This is a genomic window from Zoogloea sp. GDB6 (assembly GCF_056724105.1).
Genome location: NZ_CM161497.1, coordinates 5,522,542 through 5,540,651, shown reverse-complemented (window position 1 = coordinate 5,540,651; position 18,110 = coordinate 5,522,542). Strand labels below are relative to the sequence as shown.

At 65.2% G+C, this 18,110-nt stretch carries 15 protein-coding genes; 11 read left to right on the top strand and 4 right to left on the bottom strand.

Features of this window, described 5'->3' with window-relative positions:
• Nucleotides 1-3: 3 nt before the first annotated feature.
• Complete coding sequence (locus AC1PQG_RS25310) at nt 4-510, bottom strand: acyl-CoA thioesterase (protein WP_481120482.1); 507 nt, start codon at nt 508-510, stop codon at nt 4-6.
• 189 nt (nt 511-699) lie between these two features.
• Between AC1PQG_RS25310 and AC1PQG_RS25305 the strand changes: the two genes are divergently transcribed.
• The gene (locus AC1PQG_RS25305) at nt 700-1,989 is read left to right on the top strand and encodes an ATP-binding protein (RefSeq protein ID WP_481120481.1); all 1,290 of its coding nucleotides are present in this window, start codon (nt 700-702) and stop codon (nt 1,987-1,989) included.
• 98 nt (nt 1,990-2,087) lie between these two features.
• Here the strand turns inward: AC1PQG_RS25305 and AC1PQG_RS25300 are convergent, their stop codons facing one another.
• Nucleotides 2,088-2,969: a TorF family putative porin gene (locus AC1PQG_RS25300; protein ID WP_481120480.1), complete on the bottom strand. Its 882-nt coding sequence runs from the start codon at nt 2,967-2,969 to the stop codon at nt 2,088-2,090.
• Nucleotides 2,970-3,141: 172 nt separating this feature from the next.
• Here AC1PQG_RS25300 and AC1PQG_RS25295 point away from each other — a divergent pair, with 172 nt between their 5' ends.
• Genes AC1PQG_RS25295 through AC1PQG_RS25265 form a run of 7 tightly spaced genes read left to right on the top strand, consistent with a single transcriptional unit; the run spans nt 3,142 to nt 11,366 of the window.
• A complete protein-coding gene (locus AC1PQG_RS25295; RefSeq protein WP_481120479.1) occupies nt 3,142-4,830 on the top strand; it encodes an APC family permease in 1,689 nt (562 codons plus the stop codon).
• 11 nt (nt 4,831-4,841) lie between these two features.
• The gene (locus tag AC1PQG_RS25290) at nt 4,842-5,423 is read left to right on the top strand and encodes a dimethylamine monooxygenase subunit DmmA family protein (protein ID WP_481120478.1); all 582 of its coding nucleotides are present in this window, start codon (nt 4,842-4,844) and stop codon (nt 5,421-5,423) included.
• Nucleotides 5,420-6,370: a PDR/VanB family oxidoreductase gene (locus AC1PQG_RS25285; protein ID WP_481120477.1), complete on the top strand. Its 951-nt coding sequence runs from the start codon at nt 5,420-5,422 to the stop codon at nt 6,368-6,370. The genes AC1PQG_RS25290 and AC1PQG_RS25285 overlap by 4 nt, the downstream gene beginning before the upstream one ends.
• A gap of 31 nt (nt 6,371-6,401) precedes the next feature.
• Nucleotides 6,402-7,478: a heme-dependent oxidative N-demethylase family protein gene (locus AC1PQG_RS25280; RefSeq protein WP_481120476.1), complete on the top strand. Its 1,077-nt coding sequence runs from the start codon at nt 6,402-6,404 to the stop codon at nt 7,476-7,478.
• A 53-nt stretch (nt 7,479-7,531) separates the two neighbouring features.
• Complete coding sequence (locus AC1PQG_RS25275; RefSeq protein WP_481120475.1) at nt 7,532-8,914, top strand: acyl-CoA dehydrogenase family protein; 1,383 nt, start codon at nt 7,532-7,534, stop codon at nt 8,912-8,914.
• 20 nt (nt 8,915-8,934) lie between these two features.
• Nucleotides 8,935-9,465, top strand: a complete 531-nt coding sequence (locus tag AC1PQG_RS25270) for a flavin reductase family protein (protein WP_481120474.1) — start codon at nt 8,935-8,937, stop codon at nt 9,463-9,465.
• Nucleotides 9,462-11,366, top strand: coding sequence for a DUF1989 domain-containing protein (locus AC1PQG_RS25265; RefSeq protein ID WP_481120473.1), 1,905 nt, complete (start codon nt 9,462-9,464; stop codon nt 11,364-11,366). Before AC1PQG_RS25270 ends, AC1PQG_RS25265 begins: the two co-directional genes overlap by 4 nt.
• 42 nt (nt 11,367-11,408) lie before the next feature.
• Here AC1PQG_RS25265 and AC1PQG_RS25260 read toward each other — a convergent pair whose 3' ends face one another.
• Complete coding sequence (locus AC1PQG_RS25260; protein WP_481120472.1) at nt 11,409-12,248, bottom strand: HDOD domain-containing protein; 840 nt, start codon at nt 12,246-12,248, stop codon at nt 11,409-11,411.
• A gap of 187 nt (nt 12,249-12,435) precedes the next feature.
• Complete coding sequence (locus AC1PQG_RS25255) at nt 12,436-13,227, bottom strand: helix-turn-helix domain-containing protein (RefSeq protein WP_481120471.1); 792 nt, start codon at nt 13,225-13,227, stop codon at nt 12,436-12,438.
• A 74-nt stretch (nt 13,228-13,301) separates the two neighbouring features.
• On the opposite strand from AC1PQG_RS25255, the gene AC1PQG_RS25250 reads away from it, so the two are divergent.
• From AC1PQG_RS25250 to AC1PQG_RS25240, 3 genes are all read left to right on the top strand, one after another.
• Nucleotides 13,302-14,165: a bile acid:sodium symporter family protein gene (locus AC1PQG_RS25250; protein ID WP_481120470.1), complete on the top strand. Its 864-nt coding sequence runs from the start codon at nt 13,302-13,304 to the stop codon at nt 14,163-14,165.
• A 321-nt stretch (nt 14,166-14,486) separates the two neighbouring features.
• Entirely contained in the window at nt 14,487-16,310 is a 1,824-nt protein-coding gene (locus tag AC1PQG_RS25245) for a DUF1302 domain-containing protein (protein WP_481120469.1), read from the top strand.
• Nucleotides 16,311-16,332: 22 nt separating this feature from the next.
• Nucleotides 16,333-18,078, top strand: a complete 1,746-nt coding sequence (locus AC1PQG_RS25240) for an arylsulfatase (protein WP_481120468.1) — start codon at nt 16,333-16,335, stop codon at nt 18,076-18,078.
• Nucleotides 18,079-18,110: the final 32 nt, after the last annotated feature.

Here is an 18,110-nt window from a genome sequence, read left to right as displayed (position 1 = left end):
GCGTCAGCCCTCGCTGCGCGCACCGTCCGCCAGGCCGTCGCGCAGCGCCGTGTAGCGCTGCTCCAGCTCCCGGCGCAGTTCCTTGCGGGCCTGGGCGGCTTGGTAACGGCGCTTCTCGTCCGGAGTGAAGGCGCGCAGCGGCGGCACGCTGACCGGCTTGCGGTTCTCGTCCACCGCGACCATCGTGAAGAAGCAGCTGTTGGCATGGCGCACGACCTGGGTGCGGATATCCTCGGCGATGACCTTCACACCGATCTCCATCGACGAGTTGCCGGTGTAATTGACCGACGCCATGAAGGTCACCAGCTCGCCGACGTGAATGGGCTGGCGGAACATCACCTGGTCCACCGACAAAGTCACCACGTAGCAGCCGGAATAGCGCGCCGCGCAGGCATAAGCCACCTGATCGAGCAGCTTGAGGATGGCGCCGCCATGCACGTTGCCGGAAAAGTTGGCCATGTCGGGGGTCATCAGCACCGTCATCGTCAGCTGATGGGCGGGGAAATTCATTGTTGTCTCCGTGGGGTCTGCAAGCATGGAGCTCAGGATAAACGCGGTAAGGCGGGATGTCTCCCCACGCCGGGCGGAATCGGGCATCCTGTCGTGCACGGAACTTACAGACATGTCGAAGTGCCTGCCTGCGCCACATATCCCTCGAAAAACAGCCATACCTCTTCCGCCAGCACCTTGGATGCCTCCATGAATGCCCAGGACAGCAGCCTGCAGCCTCCCCGCACCACCCGCAGCGTGGTGCTCGTCGTCGACGACGAACCGGTGAACCGGCTGGTGCTGGGCCGCGTCCTCGAACCCTTCTACACGGTCGTCAAGGCCGCCAACGGGACGGAAGCCCTGCAGGCGGCAATCCAGGACCCGCCGCCCGACCTGATCCTGCTCGACATCATGATGCCGGACCTGGACGGTTTCGAAGTCCTCCAGCTGCTGCGCCGCGATCCCCGCACGGCCACCACCCCGGTGATCTTCGTCACCGCACTGATCGATGAGGATAGCGAGCAGCGCGGCTTCGAGCTGGGCGCCTGCGACTACATCCACAAGCCGATCCGAGCGATCGTCGTGCGCGCCCGGGTGCGTGCGCAGCTGGAAGCCAAGGCCGCCCGCGACATGCTGGACAAGAACAACCAGCGCCTGCGGCACAAGGTGGAAGGCGGAGCCAAGGCCCTCGAAACCGCCCAGATGCAGTTGCTGCAATCCGAGAAGATGGCCTCCCTCGGCCAGCTGGCAGCCGGCGTCGCCCATGAGATCAACAACCCGATCGGCTTCGTCGGCTCCAACCTGGGCAGCCTGGAGCGTTACCTGCAGGACTTGTTCGCCATCGTGGACGCCTACGAGGCAGCGCTAGCTACCAGCACGCCCGAGGCCGTTGCGGCCGTCGAGGCGCTGCGCCGCCAACTCGACTATGACTTCCTGAAAGAAGACGCACTGCAACTATTGAAGGAATCCGCCGACGGCGTGGACCGCATCCGCAAGATCGTCAGCGACCTCAAGGATTACTCCCACACCAGCAGTGCCGACTGGCACTGGGCCGACCTGCACGCCGGCCTCGAATCGACCCTCAACATCGCCGCCAACGCGCTCAAATACCACTGCACGGTGGTCAAGGACTACGGCGAGCTGCCGCAGGTCTATTGCCTGCCATCCCAGCTCAACCAGGTCTTCATGAACCTGATCATCAACGCTGCCCAGGCCATCGAAGGCCGGGGGACGATCACCCTGGCCACCCGGCACAGCGGCGACAACATGGTGCAGATCAGCGTCAGCGATACCGGCCGGGGCATCCCGCCGGAAGACCTTCAGCGCATCTTCGAGCCCTTCTACACCACCAAGCCGATCGGCAAGGGCACCGGCCTCGGTCTGTCCCTGTCGTGGGGCATCGTCAACCGCCACCACGGCCGCATCGACGTGACCAGCGAACCTGGCAAGGGCAGCACCTTCACCGTCACGCTGCCGATCGAGGCACCGGCAGAAGCCTAGGAGTCAGCCTCTCCCCGACCCCGTTCAAAAAAAACGGCCCGCCGTTGCCGGTGGGCCGAATCAGGTGCCAACTTGCCTGAGGAGAAACGGGGACCGGATCAGAAGACCCGGTTGACCGACGCGATCCAGGTGCCGGCGTTCATGTCCTTGGTGGTGCCGTTGCCAGCCACGCTGGGGTAGTTCTTCCAGTAATCGGCACCGGCCGTCGTCGTGTAGGCCAGGCCCAGCGTCCAGCTGCCCGGCATGGCCTTGGTTACGCCGACCTTGTAATCGGAATAGTCCAAGCCCTTCGAATTTGCAATGGTTTGACGACCGGCATGCAGCGTGGCGGTCCACGTCGGCAGGAACTCATAGTTCACGTTGGCTTCGATGTACCACGAGCCGGTGGTGTCCTTGCCGGTCACGCCCGCCGCGGGCTTGTTGGGGAAGGCGCCGGGGCCGGCGTTGTTGTCGGTGAAGCCGAAGTAACCGACATCGGTCATCGCCCGCGAATACTTCAGGTTGAGCCACTGCCAGGTGCCGGAGAGGTAGAACTCGGTGGAATTGTAGGTCTTCTTGGCGTAGCTGCCGGCCGGCGTGATCTTGTCGTAGTTGGCCTGCGGGAAGATGAACTGCAACACCCCCACGTCGTAGCTGAAATCACCCGCCGTACCCCGGTAGCCGCCGTACACATCCACCTCGATGTTGGCGTTGGCGTACAGGTTGGCGCTGGTGTTGGACATCCACGTTCCGACGTAGAGGCCGGACGCATGGGCGTAATCCACGCCGCCCTGGATCGCCGGGTTGCCCCAGGTCTGGCGGATGCCGCGGAACACGTATTCCGACACCACACCGATGTTGCTGGTCAGCTCCGGAACGGGCGCCGGCGCGTCCTCGGCACAGGCGGGGGCCGCCAGCGTGGCGACGGCAAGCGCCGGCAGCGCGCCGGTACCGAGTTGTCGGACGGCCTTCCGTAATGCGTTCTTCATCGCGGGTTTCATGCTTTTGCCTCTGTCGGTGTTGGGATGGCAGCCATTTCACGCCCGCGCGCCTACTCCCTCAATTCCCCCTCGGACCTACTCCCAAAGTCGAATTGTTCGCCCCCCACCCGGCGGCGGACAGTGCAGGCCATTGCAGTCCCATCGCATTTTTTCGACATCGAGGAGTACGCAGATGAACACGACGACAGTGGATGCCGTAAGCAACGGCATCGGCGGTGCGAGCGCGACGCTCCACCGCAAGATCGGCTGGGCCGGGGCCTTCTGGGTGGCCAGCGGCGTCCCGGCCTTGGTGCTGTTTTCCATCGGCTCCATTGCCGCCACGGTGGGCAAGCCCTCCTGGGCGGTGTGGATCATTTCCATCGCCTTCGGTTTCCTGCAGTCCTTCTCCTACGCGGAGATCGCCGGCCTGTTCCCGCACAAGTCCGGCGGCGCGTCGGTGTACGGGGCGGTGGCCTGGGTGCGCTACAGCAAGCTGCTGGCGCCGCTGTCGGTGTGGTGCAACTGGCTGGCCTGGTCGCCGGTGCTGGCCATCGGCTCCGGGCTGGCGGCGGGCTACATCCTGTCGATCCTGTTCGCACCGGATGCGGCCATCAACACCTGGCAGATCACCCTGCTCGACCTGGGCTTCATCAAGGGCGGCCTGTCCCTGCGCATCAACGCCACCTTCGTGCTCGGTGCGGCGGTGCTGCTGGCCGCCTTCGCCATCCAGCACCGCGGCATCCTGCAGGCGGCGCGCATGCAGATGGTGCTCGGCATCGCCGCGCTGGCCCCGCTGATGCTGATCGGCCTGTGGCCGCTGCTCTCCGGTGACGTACCGGCCGCCAACCTGACCCCGCTGTTCCCGCTTGCCAAGGACGCCGGCGGCGCGGTGATCGACGGCGCCTGGGACATGGGCGGCCTGACCCTGATGGCCGGCGGCCTGTTCATGGCGGCCTGGTCCACCTACGGCTTCGAGACGGCGGTGTGCTACACCCGCGAATTCCGCGACCCGCGCACCGACACCTTCAAGGCCATCCTGTACTCCGGCCTGCTGTGCATCTTCGTGTTCACCGTCGTGCCGCTGGCCTTCCAGGGCAACATCGGCCTCGGCCAGCTGGTCACGCCGGAAGTGAAGGACGCCGCCGGCAACGTGGTCACCCCGGCGGTCTACGACGGCATCCTGTCGCCGGACATCTACAGCGGCATGGGCGTCGCCCACGCCATGGCCCACATGCTGGGCGGCGGCGCGCTGGTCGAGCACGTGCTGATGGCGATGCTGGTGCTGGCCCTGGTGCTGTCCATCATGACCTCGATGGCCGGCTCCTCGCGCACCCTTTACCAGGCCTCCGCCGACGGCTGGCTGCCCAAGTACCTGTCCCACGTGAATGCCAACGGCGCGCCGATCCCGGCGATGTGGACCGACCTCGGCTTCAACCTGATCCTGCTGCTGATGTCCGACTACGTCTTCGTGCTGGCCATCTCCAACGTCTGCTACATCCTCTTCAACTTCCTCAACCTCAACGCCGCCTGGATCCACCGCCTCGACCGCCCGAGCTGGCCGCGCCCGTTCAAGGCCCCGCTGTGGCTGATCGCCATCGGCACCGTGCTGGCCTTCGCCAACCTGTGGCTGATGGGCATGGGCGCCGACATCTGGGGCGCCGGCACGCTGGCCTCCGGCCTGGTGGTCGCCGCGCTGATCGTGCCGGTCTTCCTGTACCGCCACTACGTCACCGACAAGGGCCAGTTCCCCGCCGCGATGCAGGAAGACATGCACCTGGGCAGCGAGGAAGGCGTCGGCACCCGCGCCGGCATCCTGCCCTACCTGACCCTCGCCGGCGGCGCCGCGGTGGTCGCCATCGCCCACGCCTGTGCGGTGATCTGAGGAGAACGACCATGCTGCATTCCGACATCAAGAGCCGCCCCACCTACACCCAGCTGGAGCCGGACCTGTCCGGCAGCCAGCACCTGCTGATCGTCGAAGGCGACACCGTGCTGCCGGGCCGCCTCGACTCCCTGGCCGGCACCTTCGCGCCGGTGGAAGAGAACCTGCACACCTGGCTGGTCGGCACCCAGGCCGGCGGCCTGGGCCTCGGCAAGGTGTGGCGCCTGCCCGGCGTAGCCGACGTGGTGGACGCCTTCGCCTGCGCCACCCGCGGCTACGGCATCGGCGACCGCCTCTACGTGCAGGGCACCGAGCCCTTCCTGTGGTCGGTGGCCAAGGCCGCGGCGATCATCGGCTTCAGCGCCGAGCAGATCCACCTGCATCACGCCGGCAGCCTGCGCCGCCGGGTGTGGTGCACCCACTGCCACACAGTCACCGAGGACGTCACCACCAGCATCGCCAGCTGTGCCGGCTGCCACCGCCACCTCCTGGTACGCGACCACTTCTCCCGCCGTCTCGGCGCCTTCATGGGCGTGATGGTGGATGCGGAAGCGCCGGGCGAAGTGCCGGCTGTCGAGGAGAGCTTCGCATGATCGGCGAAACCCTCACGCTCAAGGTGGCCGCCGCCTGCGCCATCTCGCCGAGCCTGCGCCACCTGCGCCTGGTGGCGGCGGACGGCGGCAAGCTGCCCCCGGCAGCGGCCGGCGCCCACCTCCAGCTCGTGCTCAAGGGCGCCGCGCGCACCCACCGCAACGCCTATTCGCTGATCAGCCGCCCCGGCGCCCGCGACGCCTACGAGATCATCGTGCGGCGCGTGCCCAGCTCCCGCGGCGGCTCGGCCTTCATCCACGAGCAGCTCAAGGTCGGCGACGTGCTGGAGGCCGGCTGGCCCGGCAACCTGTTCGCCCCGGTGCGCACCGCCCGCCGCCACCTGATGATCGCCGGCGGCATCGGCATCACGCCCTTCCTGTCCTACCTGGCCGACTTCGCCTTCGGCGGCGCCGACTACGCGCTGCACCTGTGCTGCCGCGAGGACGAGCAGCACGTCTTCGACCCGTGGCTGGCCGGCAAGAGCAGCGTCAGCGTGCACTGGGACGCCGACGGCCACCGCCTCGACATCCCGGCCCTGCTCGCCGCCCAACCGGTCGGCAGCCACCTTTACGTGTGCGGCCCGGCCGCCATGAACGACGAGGTGCTGGAACTCGCCGCGGCCGCCGGCTGGCCCGCCAGCCACGTGCATTGCGAGCACTTCGGCAGCGCCCTGTCCGGCGGCGAGGCCTTCCGCGCCTTCCTCGCCAAGTCCGGCGTCGAGGTCAGCGTCGGCGAGGACGAGAGCCTGCTCGAAGCCATTGAGCGGATCGGCGTCAAAGCCTCCTGCCTATGCCGCGGCGGCGCCTGTGGCGTGTGCGTGACGCCCCTGCTGGACGGCGAAGCCGACCACCGCGACCACTACCTGTCCGCCGCCGAGCGGGAAGCCGGCCGCCTGATCCTGCCCTGCGTGTCGCGGGCTCGGAGCGGGCGCCTGGTTCTGGACCTGTGACATCCCCCTGAGCGCCCCCGAGGAGATCGACATGAGCATCGCTTTCAAACCCGAAGAAACCTTCCGCGGCGACTACAGCTACCGCAACAGCGACGCGGCCGTGCTGCGCTTCCCCTTCCCCTTCCCGGAAGACCGCTACATGTACAGCGTCAACATCGAGCCGCATGTACGCAGCGGCCCGAGCGACGTCTTCCTGCGCCCCTTCGACGTGGATGAGCACTACATCGCCGAATGCCGCGACAAGGCCATCACGCTGGAACGCGACCCCGGCCGCTGCCAGGTGCTGCCGCACATGATGATGGCCCAATGGGACACGCTGGAACTGCTGATGGAGAACCTGTCCGCCGACTACCCGGAGCAGTTCTCGCTGATCAAGGAAGGCGACGACTTCGGCAGCCGGTGGACCTGGATCAACCGCCCGCTGGGCATCGAGCAGAGCTTTATCTTCGGCAACGCCGAGACCCTGCCCTGCGAACCCTTCGAGTACATCACCCGCCAGGCCCAGGGCGACTTCGCGATCTGCGACCAGCGCGACGACAACCTCTTCATGGACGCCGGCATGGTCACCTCCCAGGCCGACTGGTCGCTGGAGTTCGACGTCGGCATGAGCTTCATGGAATGGCACGGCCCAGTGCCGCTGGCCCACCAGAGCGGCGTCTTCGAGCGCGCCCTGAAATACCTGCTGATGCTGCGCCTCGGCCAGCCGGTGCGCCGCCTCAACTGGACGATGAGCATCAACCCGCGCCTCGACACCTCGCCGGAGAGCTACCCGGAGTGGGGCCCGGACCGCGCCAGCGTCACTCCCGACAACGCCGGCCAGAAGGTGCACCTGCGCGTCGAGCTGCAGACCCTGTGGCGCCTGCCGCGCAGCAACGCAATCCTGTTCCCGATCCGCTGCTACCTGGCCTCTCTCGAAGACCTGGCCCGCGTGCCCAAGTGGGGCGCCCGCCTGCACCGGGTGCTGTCCACGCTGCCGCCCCAGCTCGTCGAATACAAGGGCCTGACCCGCTACCTGCCGGCCGCCCTCGAATGGCTGGCCCAGCACGACGACGGCCGCGAACTGCCCGTCGGCACCGAGCCCGGCATCACCACCCTCGGCCCCCGCTGAGGCGCCTTCATCCCATTCATCGACACCCCGAAACCACAAAAAAGGAAACAGCCATGAACGCCATCACCCAAATGACCCCCACCGGCATCGGTTCCGAATGGAGCCCCCAGTGGCTGCTCACCGCCGAGCAGAAGGCCCTGCAGGCCGACCTGATCGCCCTGTGCGAAACCACGCTGCGCCCCAACGCCATCGAGAGCGACAAGAAGTACATCTACCCGCGCAAGAACTTCGAGGCCCTGGCCGCCATGGGCCTGATGAGCCTGACCATCCCGAAGGAGCTCGGCGGCCGCGGTGAAAGCCACCTGTGCGCTGCAATGGTGGTCGAAACCATCGCCCGCTACGGCTGCCCCTCCACCGCCATGTGCTACACCATGCACCTGGGCGCCTGCGCCGCCGCGCTGCTGCGCCACCACGACAACGAGCGCCTGAAGGACATCCTGCGCCGCGTCGACAAGGACGTGCTGATCGGCACCCTGTCCTACTCCGACCCGGAAACCGGCTCCCACTTCTGGTACCCGATGTCGTCCCGCGCCGAGCGCACCGAGAACGGCTGGAAAGTCTTCAAGAAGGCCTCCTGGACCACCTCCGGCGGCTTTGCCGACTGGTACATCATCCAGACCACCTCGCCGGACTTCGGCGGCGACTACTCCAACCTGTCCTGCTTCCTGGTCACCAAGGACCAGATCCACGCCGACCCGGCCAACTGGGACGGCCTCGGCATGCGCGGCAACCAGTCCGGCCCGATCGCGGTGGACGGCGTCGAGATCGCCCCGGACGCGCTGGTCGGCCCGATCGGCGACGGCGCCAAGTCCAACGACGAAGTGGTCGACCCCTTCTTTCTGGTGTGCTCCTCGGCCTGCTGGAACGGCATCTGCCTCGCCGCGATGGACATCACCAAGAACCACACCACCCGCAAGGTGCATAACGACGTGGGCATGCGCGTGGCCGACTACCCGACCATCCAGGACTACGTCGGCGAATGCCTGATCGACACCAACGCCAGCCGCAGCTACGTGTACCTGGCCGCCAAGGCACTGGACGAGCAGACCAACAACTGCGACTGGTCCGCCCACGCCACCATCGACCACCTGCCGCGCACCGAGCTGCTCAACTGGCTGTGGCAGGTCAAGTTCTTCGCCTCCAAGAACGTCACCTTCGTGGTGGACAAGATGCTCCACGCCTGCGGCGGCACCGGCTACAAGCCGGCCCTCGGCATCGAACGCCTGCTGCGCGACGGCAAGGCCGGCTGGGTGATGGGCCCCACCAACGAAGTGCTGCGCCAGTTCGTCGGCAAGGCCGCGCTGCTCGGCTTCGAGGTGCTGGACTACTGGAACCAGTCGGTGAACCAGCGCGTCCTCAACAATGAGCTCAAGAAGATGAGCAAGGAAGAGAAAGCCGCCTTCGCCAGCAAGCTCCTCGCCGAGGCGCAAGCTTAAGTCCAGGGAGCCACGCCGCCATGCAAGCCACCGCCAGCCAGCCCATCGCCGCCCACCGGGCGCCCTTCGACGGGCGTTTGTTCCGCCGCGTCCTCGGCCTCTTCCCCACCGGCGTCACCATCGTCACCACCTGGGACGATGAGGGCCGGCCGGTGGGGGCCACCGTCAGCTCCTTCAACTCCGTGTCCCTCGACCCGCCACTGGTGCTCTTCAGCCTGGCCAAGAACATGGCCTGCTGCGAAGCCTTCGCCGCCGGCGGACCGCTGGCCATCCACGTGCTCGGAGACGAGCAGGAATCCCTGTCCAACCGCTTCGCACGGGGCGGCGGTGACAAGTGGGTGGATCTGGTCTACGGCGCGGGCGAGCATGGCGCACCGCTGATCGACGGGGCGCTGGCCACCTTCGAATGCCGGCCCTTCGCCCAGTATCCGGGCGGTGACCACACCATCTTCGTCGCCGAGGTCCATCAACTGCGCTGCCGCGACGGCGAGCCGCTGGTCTTCGCCGGCGGCAGCTACCGGCGCCTGGCCGAGCGGGAGGTGTGCGCATGAACGACGTCGTCCCGCCCGCGGACGTGACGCAGGAAGGCGACCCCTTCCTGCTCGCCGCCGAGGCCGCACCGCGCCTGGCCCAGGCCTTTCCCGAACCGCTGGCGGTGATCCGCGTCGCCGCCGCCAGCGCCCGCGCCTTCGAAGTGAAGGCCGGACAGTACATCCAGGTCATCGACGTGGATGGGCGCCAGTGCTCCGACCTCCTCGCCTTCGACGCCGCAGCGCTGGCCGCCGGCGAGGAATGGGGCCTCGACCCGACGGTGACGCGCACCCTGGCCGGCGCCGCCTATCCCCAACCCGGCCTGCACGCCAAGTACTTCGACGCCCGCATGCAGCCGCTGCTCGAGACCGTGCAGGACACTGTCGGCCGCCACGACGCTTTCGCGCTGGCGTGCACCGCCAAGTACTACGAGGACGCCGGCTTTCCCGGCCACGCCAACTGCAGCGACAACTTCAACGCCGCGCTGGCCGGCTTCGGCATCCGCCCGCGCGCCGGCTGGCCGGCCATCAACTTCTTCTACAACACCTTCATTCAGCCCTGCGGCAGCCTCGGCTTCGCCGAACCGTGGTCCAAGGCCGGCGACTACGTGCTGCTCAGGGCACTGAAGGACCTGGTGGTGGCAGTGTCGTCCTGCGCCGACGACATCGACCCCGCCAACGCCTGGCAGCCCACCGACATCGAGGCGCGGCTCTACGACGCCGCCCATTCCTTCCCCCGCGCGATGGCCCACCGCATGACACCCGACTCCCCCGTCCGCCTGACCCGGCCGACCGCCTTCGCGCCGGCAACCGAAACCCTCACCCGCGACTTCATCGACTACAAGGGCTACTGGCTGCCGCGCAGCTTCGTCGGCCACGGCACGCTGGCCGAATACTGGGCCTGCCGCGAAAAAGTGGCAGTCATGGACCTGTCGGCGCTGCGCAAGTTCGACGTCACCGGCCCCGACGCCGAAGCCCTGCTGCAGAAGGTACAGACCCGCGACATGCGCAAGCTGGCCGTCGGCCAGGTGGTCTACACCGCCGTCTGCCACGCCCACGGCGGCATGATGGACGACGGCACGGTGTTCCGCCTCGGCCGCGACGTGTTCCGCTTCGTCTGCGGCGAAGACACCACCGGCCTGTGGCTGCAGGAACAGGCCACCGCAGGCGGCTTCAATGTGCACATCCGCGAAGCCACCGACGCCCTGCACAACCTCGCCGTACAAGGCCCGCGCAGCCGCGAGTTGCTCAAGAAGATCCTGTGGACCAGCCCGCTGCAGCCCACGCCGGACGAACTCGGCTGGTTCCGCTTCGCCGCCGCCCGCCTGGGCGGCCCCACCGGCATCCCGCTGGTCGTGTCGCGCACCGGCTACACCGGCGAACTCGGCTACGAGCTGTGGTGCGCCCCCAAGGACGGCCCCGCCGTGTGGAACGCGGTGATGGGAGCCGGCGCCCCGCTGGGCATCGTGCCGCTCGGCTTCGACGCCCTCGACATGCTGCGCATCGAAGCCGGCCTCGCCTTCGCCGGCCACGAATTCTGCGACCAGACCGACCCCTTCGAAGCCGGCATCGGCTTCACCGTCGCCCTCTCAAAGCCGGACGACTTCATCGGCAAAGCTGCCCTGGAGGAACGCAAGGCCCACCCGCGCCGCAAACTGGTCGGCCTCGCCATCGCCAGCAACGAAGCCGCCAGCCACGGCGACGGCCTCTACGTCGGCCGTGCCAAGGTCGGCGAAATCACCAGCACCACCCGCTCGCCGATCCTCGACACGCAGATCGCGCTGGCTCGCGTGGATGTCGCCTACTCGGCACTCGACACCGAACTGCAGGTCGGCCAACTGGACGGGCACCGCAAACGGCTGGATGCGAAAGTGGTGGCGTTTCCGCACTACGACCCGACCAAATCACGGGTCAGGGCCTGATAACGTGCGCTGCGCGGCACGCCTCACGTGGTGCAGCGCCGCTCACAGATCGCAGTAGCTTTCCTTCAGATCGCATACGTCCTGCTCCGAGATGCCAAGATGGGCCATTACAACGGATTTGCCGCGGCTCCAGTTGGTGTCATCGGTGAGGTAGCGCTGGCTGTGCGCGATGTGCTCGGCGAGCGTCGCGAAGGACACCAGGGTGCGCGCTTGCGCGGCGGTGTTGTCGGCATCGTCGTCGAAGATCGACAGATCGTGGTGCAGCAGCGTGGCCTTGCTGATCGCCTCGGGCAGCCCCCAGGTGCGCGTCAGAAAGTAGCCGACCGCGGAGTGGTTGGTCGCGTGGTGTTCTTCTTCGACGCTGGTGAAACTCTGGTCGTAGGCCGCATTGGCAACCTCCAGGGTCTCGGTGTAACTGGGAAAGCGCTTCATCAGCACCGCGATGCCGCAATCGTGGAACAGACCGAAGGAATAAGCCATCTCGGTCGGTACGCCCTTGAACTCGCGGCTCAGGTTCGCACACAAGCTTGCAACCCGCGCGGCAGAGTCCCAGAAGCGCTCAAGGTACAGGCTGCTGCCACCGGAGAGCGTGGCACGCAGCATGACCCCGGCCGTCAATGCGGAAAGCGCCCGCATACCCAATACCGACACGGCCTGGGAAATGCTGCCGACGTGGCGTGACAGGCCCAGGGCGGGAGAATTGGCGACCTTCAGCACCGACGCCGCCAGCGCAACGTCGGTGCCCACGATTTGTGCGATGCGCCCCAACGAGCCGTTCGGGGAGGCAATTTCGTGCTGTAGCGAGATCAGGACTGCGGGACAGGGCGGGATGTCGATACCGCGCAGAAGACGGTCGAGCGTGGCGTGGTCAGGTGACTCCATGGCAACGCGGAACCTGGAAGGAAAATGGCGATTTTAACAAATTTACCATTTTTGCAAAATAAAACTCGACATCGAAGGATGTCCAGCTGCACGGCCCCCTGTCGCCACCATACCCGCCACACCTTGCTGGACTTGCGCCACCTCATCGGCAGCCAGCAACCGCTTTGGCGCGAGGTGGCGCAATGACTCAGCTGGCAGCCAGCGCGGCGCCGATCGCCGTAGCCGACTCCTTGAGGTCGGCGAGATGAGCCTGGACCAGCTTTGCGCGGAGCTGGAACTTGCGCGGCCACAGCAGGCTGATGCACGCGATCACGTCGTCACCATGAAAAATGGGGACGGCGATGGCGTCGAGCTGGTCGTCACGCAAGCTCTTGTCCAGGTTTGATCCGCCGAACAGTGGATCACGGGCGCCGTAGCCCTGCGCGCGGGTTTCGGCGAGCATCGTGTCCAGTTCCCGTTCCAGCACCTGACGACTGCGGGGATTGGCCGGCGGGTCAGCACGCGCGCGGGCAATCTCGGCCTCGCGTTGTTCGTCACGACAAAAGGCAAGATAAGCGCGGCTGGGAGCCGCCAGAAACATGTCGACCTTATAGCCCAGCTCGTATTCCGCGATGCCGAGCCCGGCGTAGCGGCGTGAGGTTTCGACCAGCTCCAGATAGCCCTCCCGCGGGACCGTCAGGTCGGACGGCCAGATGACCTTCTTCTGCAACTGGACGAGAAACGGCGCGGCGATCTCGGCGAGCTGCAGGGTCCGCTCGTCCAGTTGCCGGCGCGCGGCAATCGAGATCGTGCGGCGATAACATCCATCGCCCATCGCGCGCCAGATGAAGCGGTTCTTCCGGAGGGTTTCGAGGATACGCAGCAGCGTCGCCTTGGGAATGGCCGTTTTCTCGTGCAGTTCGGCAAGGGACTGCCCGCGCAGCTCATCCAGTTCCTGAAGTACAAGCAGCCCGCGTTCCAGCGTGTTGATGGTCTTCATCACCGTCGGCCTGTTTGACAAATCTCGAGATTAAATCAGAAAATTGATCGACCCGGCCTCAGGAAGTCACGCCCATGCACGCCGATCTCCAAGCACTTCTGGTGGCCTGCGTCGTCACGATGATGCTCTGCGTCGGACTGGATTTCCCGCTGGCCTCCTGGCGATCCCTGCTCAGAAACCCCTTGCCGCTGTGGGTCGGGTTGGCAGCCCAGAATCTTGTCGTGCCCCTGGTGGGATTTACGGTCGCCCTGCTGTTTCGCGATCAGAGCGAAATAGCACTGGGCATCGTTTTGATTGTAGCGGCTCCCGGTGGGCCAATCGCGAATGCAATGGTGCATTTTGCCGGCGCGCGCATCGACATATCCGTATCGCTGACGGTGATCAATGCGCTCGTCAGCCTGGTCACCGTTCCCTTGATCGCCAGCGCGGGTTTTGCGCTGCTGGCCGAAGAGAATGCAGCTATCCGCTTGCCTGTTGCGGAGACACTGACCCATATCGCCTTCATCATCGTGATGCCGATTGTCAGCGGCTTCGCCATTCAGCGTATTGCGGGCCGATCTGTTGCGCGGATCAGCCGATTTGCGCGGGCCGGCACTGGCGTCATGATGACGCTCATTCTCGCCATCGTCTGTATTGCAAACGCTCAGGTATTGATCAGCCATTTCAATGAGATGGTCCCGGCGGCTCTGACACTTTGTCTGGCCATGCTGGCCTGCGCTCACCTGTTTTCGTGTTTCAGCCGCCTCGACGCCGACACGCGCTTCGCAATCGCCAACGAGTCCAGCGTGCACAACGTACCGCTGGCCTTGATCATGGCCGAAGAGATCATCCATCGCCCCGAACTGGCCGCAATCATCGCCGTTTACGCGCAATCGATCGGTCTCCTGACGCTCGTCTGGGCGCTCATCCATCGGCGTCGGCTCGCACCCGCGAAATAACCGGCCCCCCCCTCGCATGTAACCTGGCTGTAGCAAAAAGCCCCAGCGCGCACAAGTCCAGAACCACGTGCATCGGCACATGGTTTCACCTGGTGACACGAACGCGCTTGTCGATTGTGCAAGCGACGCATCACTGAAAAACTGAATTCCACGAAAAGCCGAGCCGACCGGGCCGGACTTTTCAGTGACACAGGCTGAATAAAAATAGCTTCGTGGTCTCCACGTGGCAGAGGGGTATCTCACCGTAGAAAGGTGATATCCCCGCTGCGGCAGGTGATCGACCCATACAGCCAAAAAACAAAATAACGAGGAGACAATTAGTTGAAGATCAAGCTGCCATGCGGGCGCCACGCCCTCAGGCCGGCGGATTTCATTCGCCTGGCCATTCCCTGCGGACTCGCGCTGAACCATGCCTATGCGGCGACGGACTTCGAGCTTGCCGGCGCGACCGGCAGTTTCAAGGCCGACGTGACGCTGGGCACGCAATTCAGGACTTCTTCCCCCAGCGCCGAACTCCTCAATGGCAACAATGCCGCAACCGTCGGCCGCAGCGGAAACCCCAGCGGTGCCACGGGACGCAATAACGACGACGGCAACCTGAATTACAAGCGTGGCGACCAGACCTCCACGGTCGCAAAAGTCCTTCTGGAATCGTCCCTGAAGGGCGACGTGTTCGAAGGGGTCGTCAAGGCCAAAGCCTGGTACGACTACCAGTTGAGCGACGGCGGCGTTCCCTACGGCAATTCGATCAATGGATACACGGCGGGCGCAGCGCTGGGCCAGCACGGCGCGAGTTCGCTGGCGCGGGCCTCGGGAATCAGCCTGCTCGACGCCTATGTGAAGGCCAAGATGCGGCTCGGCGCCGTGGCCTCGGACGTGTCCGCCGGCAATCAGGTATTGAGCGGATGGGGCGAGAGATTCGCCTTCGGTGGCGGCCTCTCCGCCCTCCAGCCGCGGGATTTCGCGGCGGCGGCCAGGCCGGGCGCCTTGCCCGGCGAAATCTTCCGTCCTTTCCCGATGATTGCGCTGAAGGCGGCATCGGCGGATCTGGGCAGCGTGGAAGCCTTTTACCAGTTGGGACGGGCCGAGAATGCGCTGCCCCTGTGCGGCACGTTCGCCAGCCCTGCCGACTTTCAGGCAGATGGCTGCAACAAGGTCTATGTCGGGCCGGGTTCGGATGCATCACGCGATCTCATCGGCCAGTATTTGACCCGCCCCGGCAATCTCCACGCCAGCGACCACGGTCAATACGGCTTGGCTTATCGCTTCACGCTGGAGCCGATCAAGACCCAGTTTTCATTGCATTACGCCAATTACGCTTCGCGCATGGGCCTGATCGGGGTCACCAAGAGCACGAACCCGACCAACCCGCTGATCAATGGCGATCCACTCGGCTCGAACGTCAGCTATTTCCTGGAATATCCGGAGGATATCAGAGTCTTTGGACTGGGCTTCAACAGCCAGATCGGCAAGACGAAGATCTCGGGTGAATTGACTTATCGCCCCAACCAGCCCGTTTCCCTGAACGGCCCCGACATCCTGAATGCCTTTGCCAGCTACAGCGCAGCGACACCGCTGCGTTCCGCTGCGCAGAATGCGCCGCTGGGACAGCCTTTCCACGGCTTCGACCGTTTCAAGGTCAGCCAATTGCAGCTGGCTGCCACGCGCGCCTTCGACAATGTGATCGGCGCGCAGGAATTCACGCTTTACGGTGAAGTCGGCATCCGGCATGTGGATGGCCTGCCCGACGTCAATGAAACGCGTTATGGCCGAGCCACGGTATTTGGAATCGGTCCTATCGGCGGCGTCTGCCAGGGCGGTTCGACCAAGGGATCGGCGCAATGCAGCACCGATGGCTTTGCCTCGAGCACCATGTGGGGCTACCGCTTGCGCGGCAGTGCGCGTTACGCCGGCGCCATTTTTGGCGCCGATCTGGTGCCGACGCTTTCATTCGGGCAAGACGTCAAGGGATGGTCCGACGAAGGTGTATTCAATCAGGGGCGCAAGATCATGAATCTCTCGGTGCGCGCCATCATGAACAAGAAATACTGGGTGGATGTGACGGCGCAATCGGCATGGGGCGGCACGTATGACCCGATGCGCGATCGCGATTTCGTGAATCTGTCCATCGGTGCAAGTTTCTAACGATCAAAAGGAGACACAGTTCATGAAGCTCACCCGCCTTTTGGGACTTTCATTGCTTTCCGTCGGGCTCGCATCCCCGTCGTTTGCCGCCGACGCCCATCGTCCCAATATCCTGCTCATCCTCGCCGACGATCTCGGGCTGACGGACGTCGGCGCCTACGGGTCGGAAATCTCGACGCCCAATATCGACCGCCTGGCCAAGGGCGGCGCACGCATGAGCAGCTTCTACGCATCGCCCTTCTGTTCGCCGACGCGCGCGATGCTGATGTCCGGCACCGACAATCACCTGGCGGGCTTCGGCGACATGGCTGAACTCCTGCTGCCCGAACAACGGGGCAAGCCGGGTTACGAGGGCTACCTGAACGAGCGGGTCCTTGCCATTCCGCAGGTCCTGCACGACGCCGGCTATCGCACGGTCATGGCCGGCAAGTGGCATCTCGGTACCGCCGAGAATCAAAGCCCGGCAGCCCGCGGTTTCGATCAGTCCTACGCGATGGTGCAAGGCGGCGCCAGCCATTTCGGGGATCAGACGGGTATCGTCGCGCTCGACGCGAACAAGCCGCCCAAGGCGCTTTATCGGGAGAACGGAAAGTCCATCGATATTCCCAGGGACGGTTTCTATTCCTCCGAGGTATTTGCCAACAAGGTCATGGAATACCTCGATAAAACCGACGGCACGAAAAAGCCTTTCTTTGCCTACCTGGCCTTTACCGCTCCGCACTGGCCCCTGCAGGCCCCCGATGCCGATATCCAGAAATACGTCGATCGCTATAAGGGCGGCTATGACGAGATCCGGCGCGAACGCGTGGAACGCCTGAAGAAGGCGGGCTTGCTGGATCAGAATACGCCGGTCTTCGAGGGCAATTCCCGCTGGCCGAAATGGGATTCCCTGTCGCCGGCCGAAAAGCGTGCGGAAGCCAAACGGATGGCCGTCTATGCTGCGATGGTGGACAACATGGACCGCCAGATCGGCCGCGTGCTCGCCTATCTCGAAAAGAAGGGAGAACTGGACAATACGGTCGTGTTCTTCCTTTCCGATAACGGCGCGGACGGCAATTCCGTCTATGACGTGGGCGAAACGCGGAAATGGCTGCACCGGGACATGGACAACAGCATCGAGAACACCGGACGCCCCGGTTCCTTTGTCGAATATGGACCGGGATGGGCACAGGTCGGCATGACGCCGATGCGCATGTACAAGGCCTTTACCTACGAAGGCGGCATCTCGGTGCCGGCCATCGCCTGGGGCCCCGGCGTCGGGATCAAGGGCAGCGAGCGTGGCGCGCTGACCCATGTGTCGGATATTGCGCCGACCATTTATGAACTGGCCGGCACGCACCATCCGGGAACCGAGTATCGCGGCAAGTCCATCCTGCCGGTGCGTGGCAAATCCCTGTTGAGCTACCTGAAAGGGGAAGCGCCAAGCGTGCATGACGCCAACGAGGCGATTGGCTGGGAGCTGGGCGGGCGCAAAGCGCTGCGCAAGGGGGACTGGAAGATCGTGTATGCCAATCAGCCGTGGGGCAGCGGTCACTGGGAGCTCTACAACATCGTCCAGGATCGCACCGAGAGCCATGATCTTGCCGCCGCGATGCCGGACAAGCTGAACGAACTGCTGGCCGCGTGGAAGCAGTACGTCGCCGAAACGGGCACGCTGGAGATCGAAGGGCTGGCCAACCGGCCGGGCTACAGCAATGCGGGCCGCTACTACGAGGATCTGGCGGTGGAAGCTGCGCAGAAGCCCAAGGCGCCGGCTGCAACGAAGTAGGCTCCCGGCTGGCGTGCCCGTGATCTGCCTGC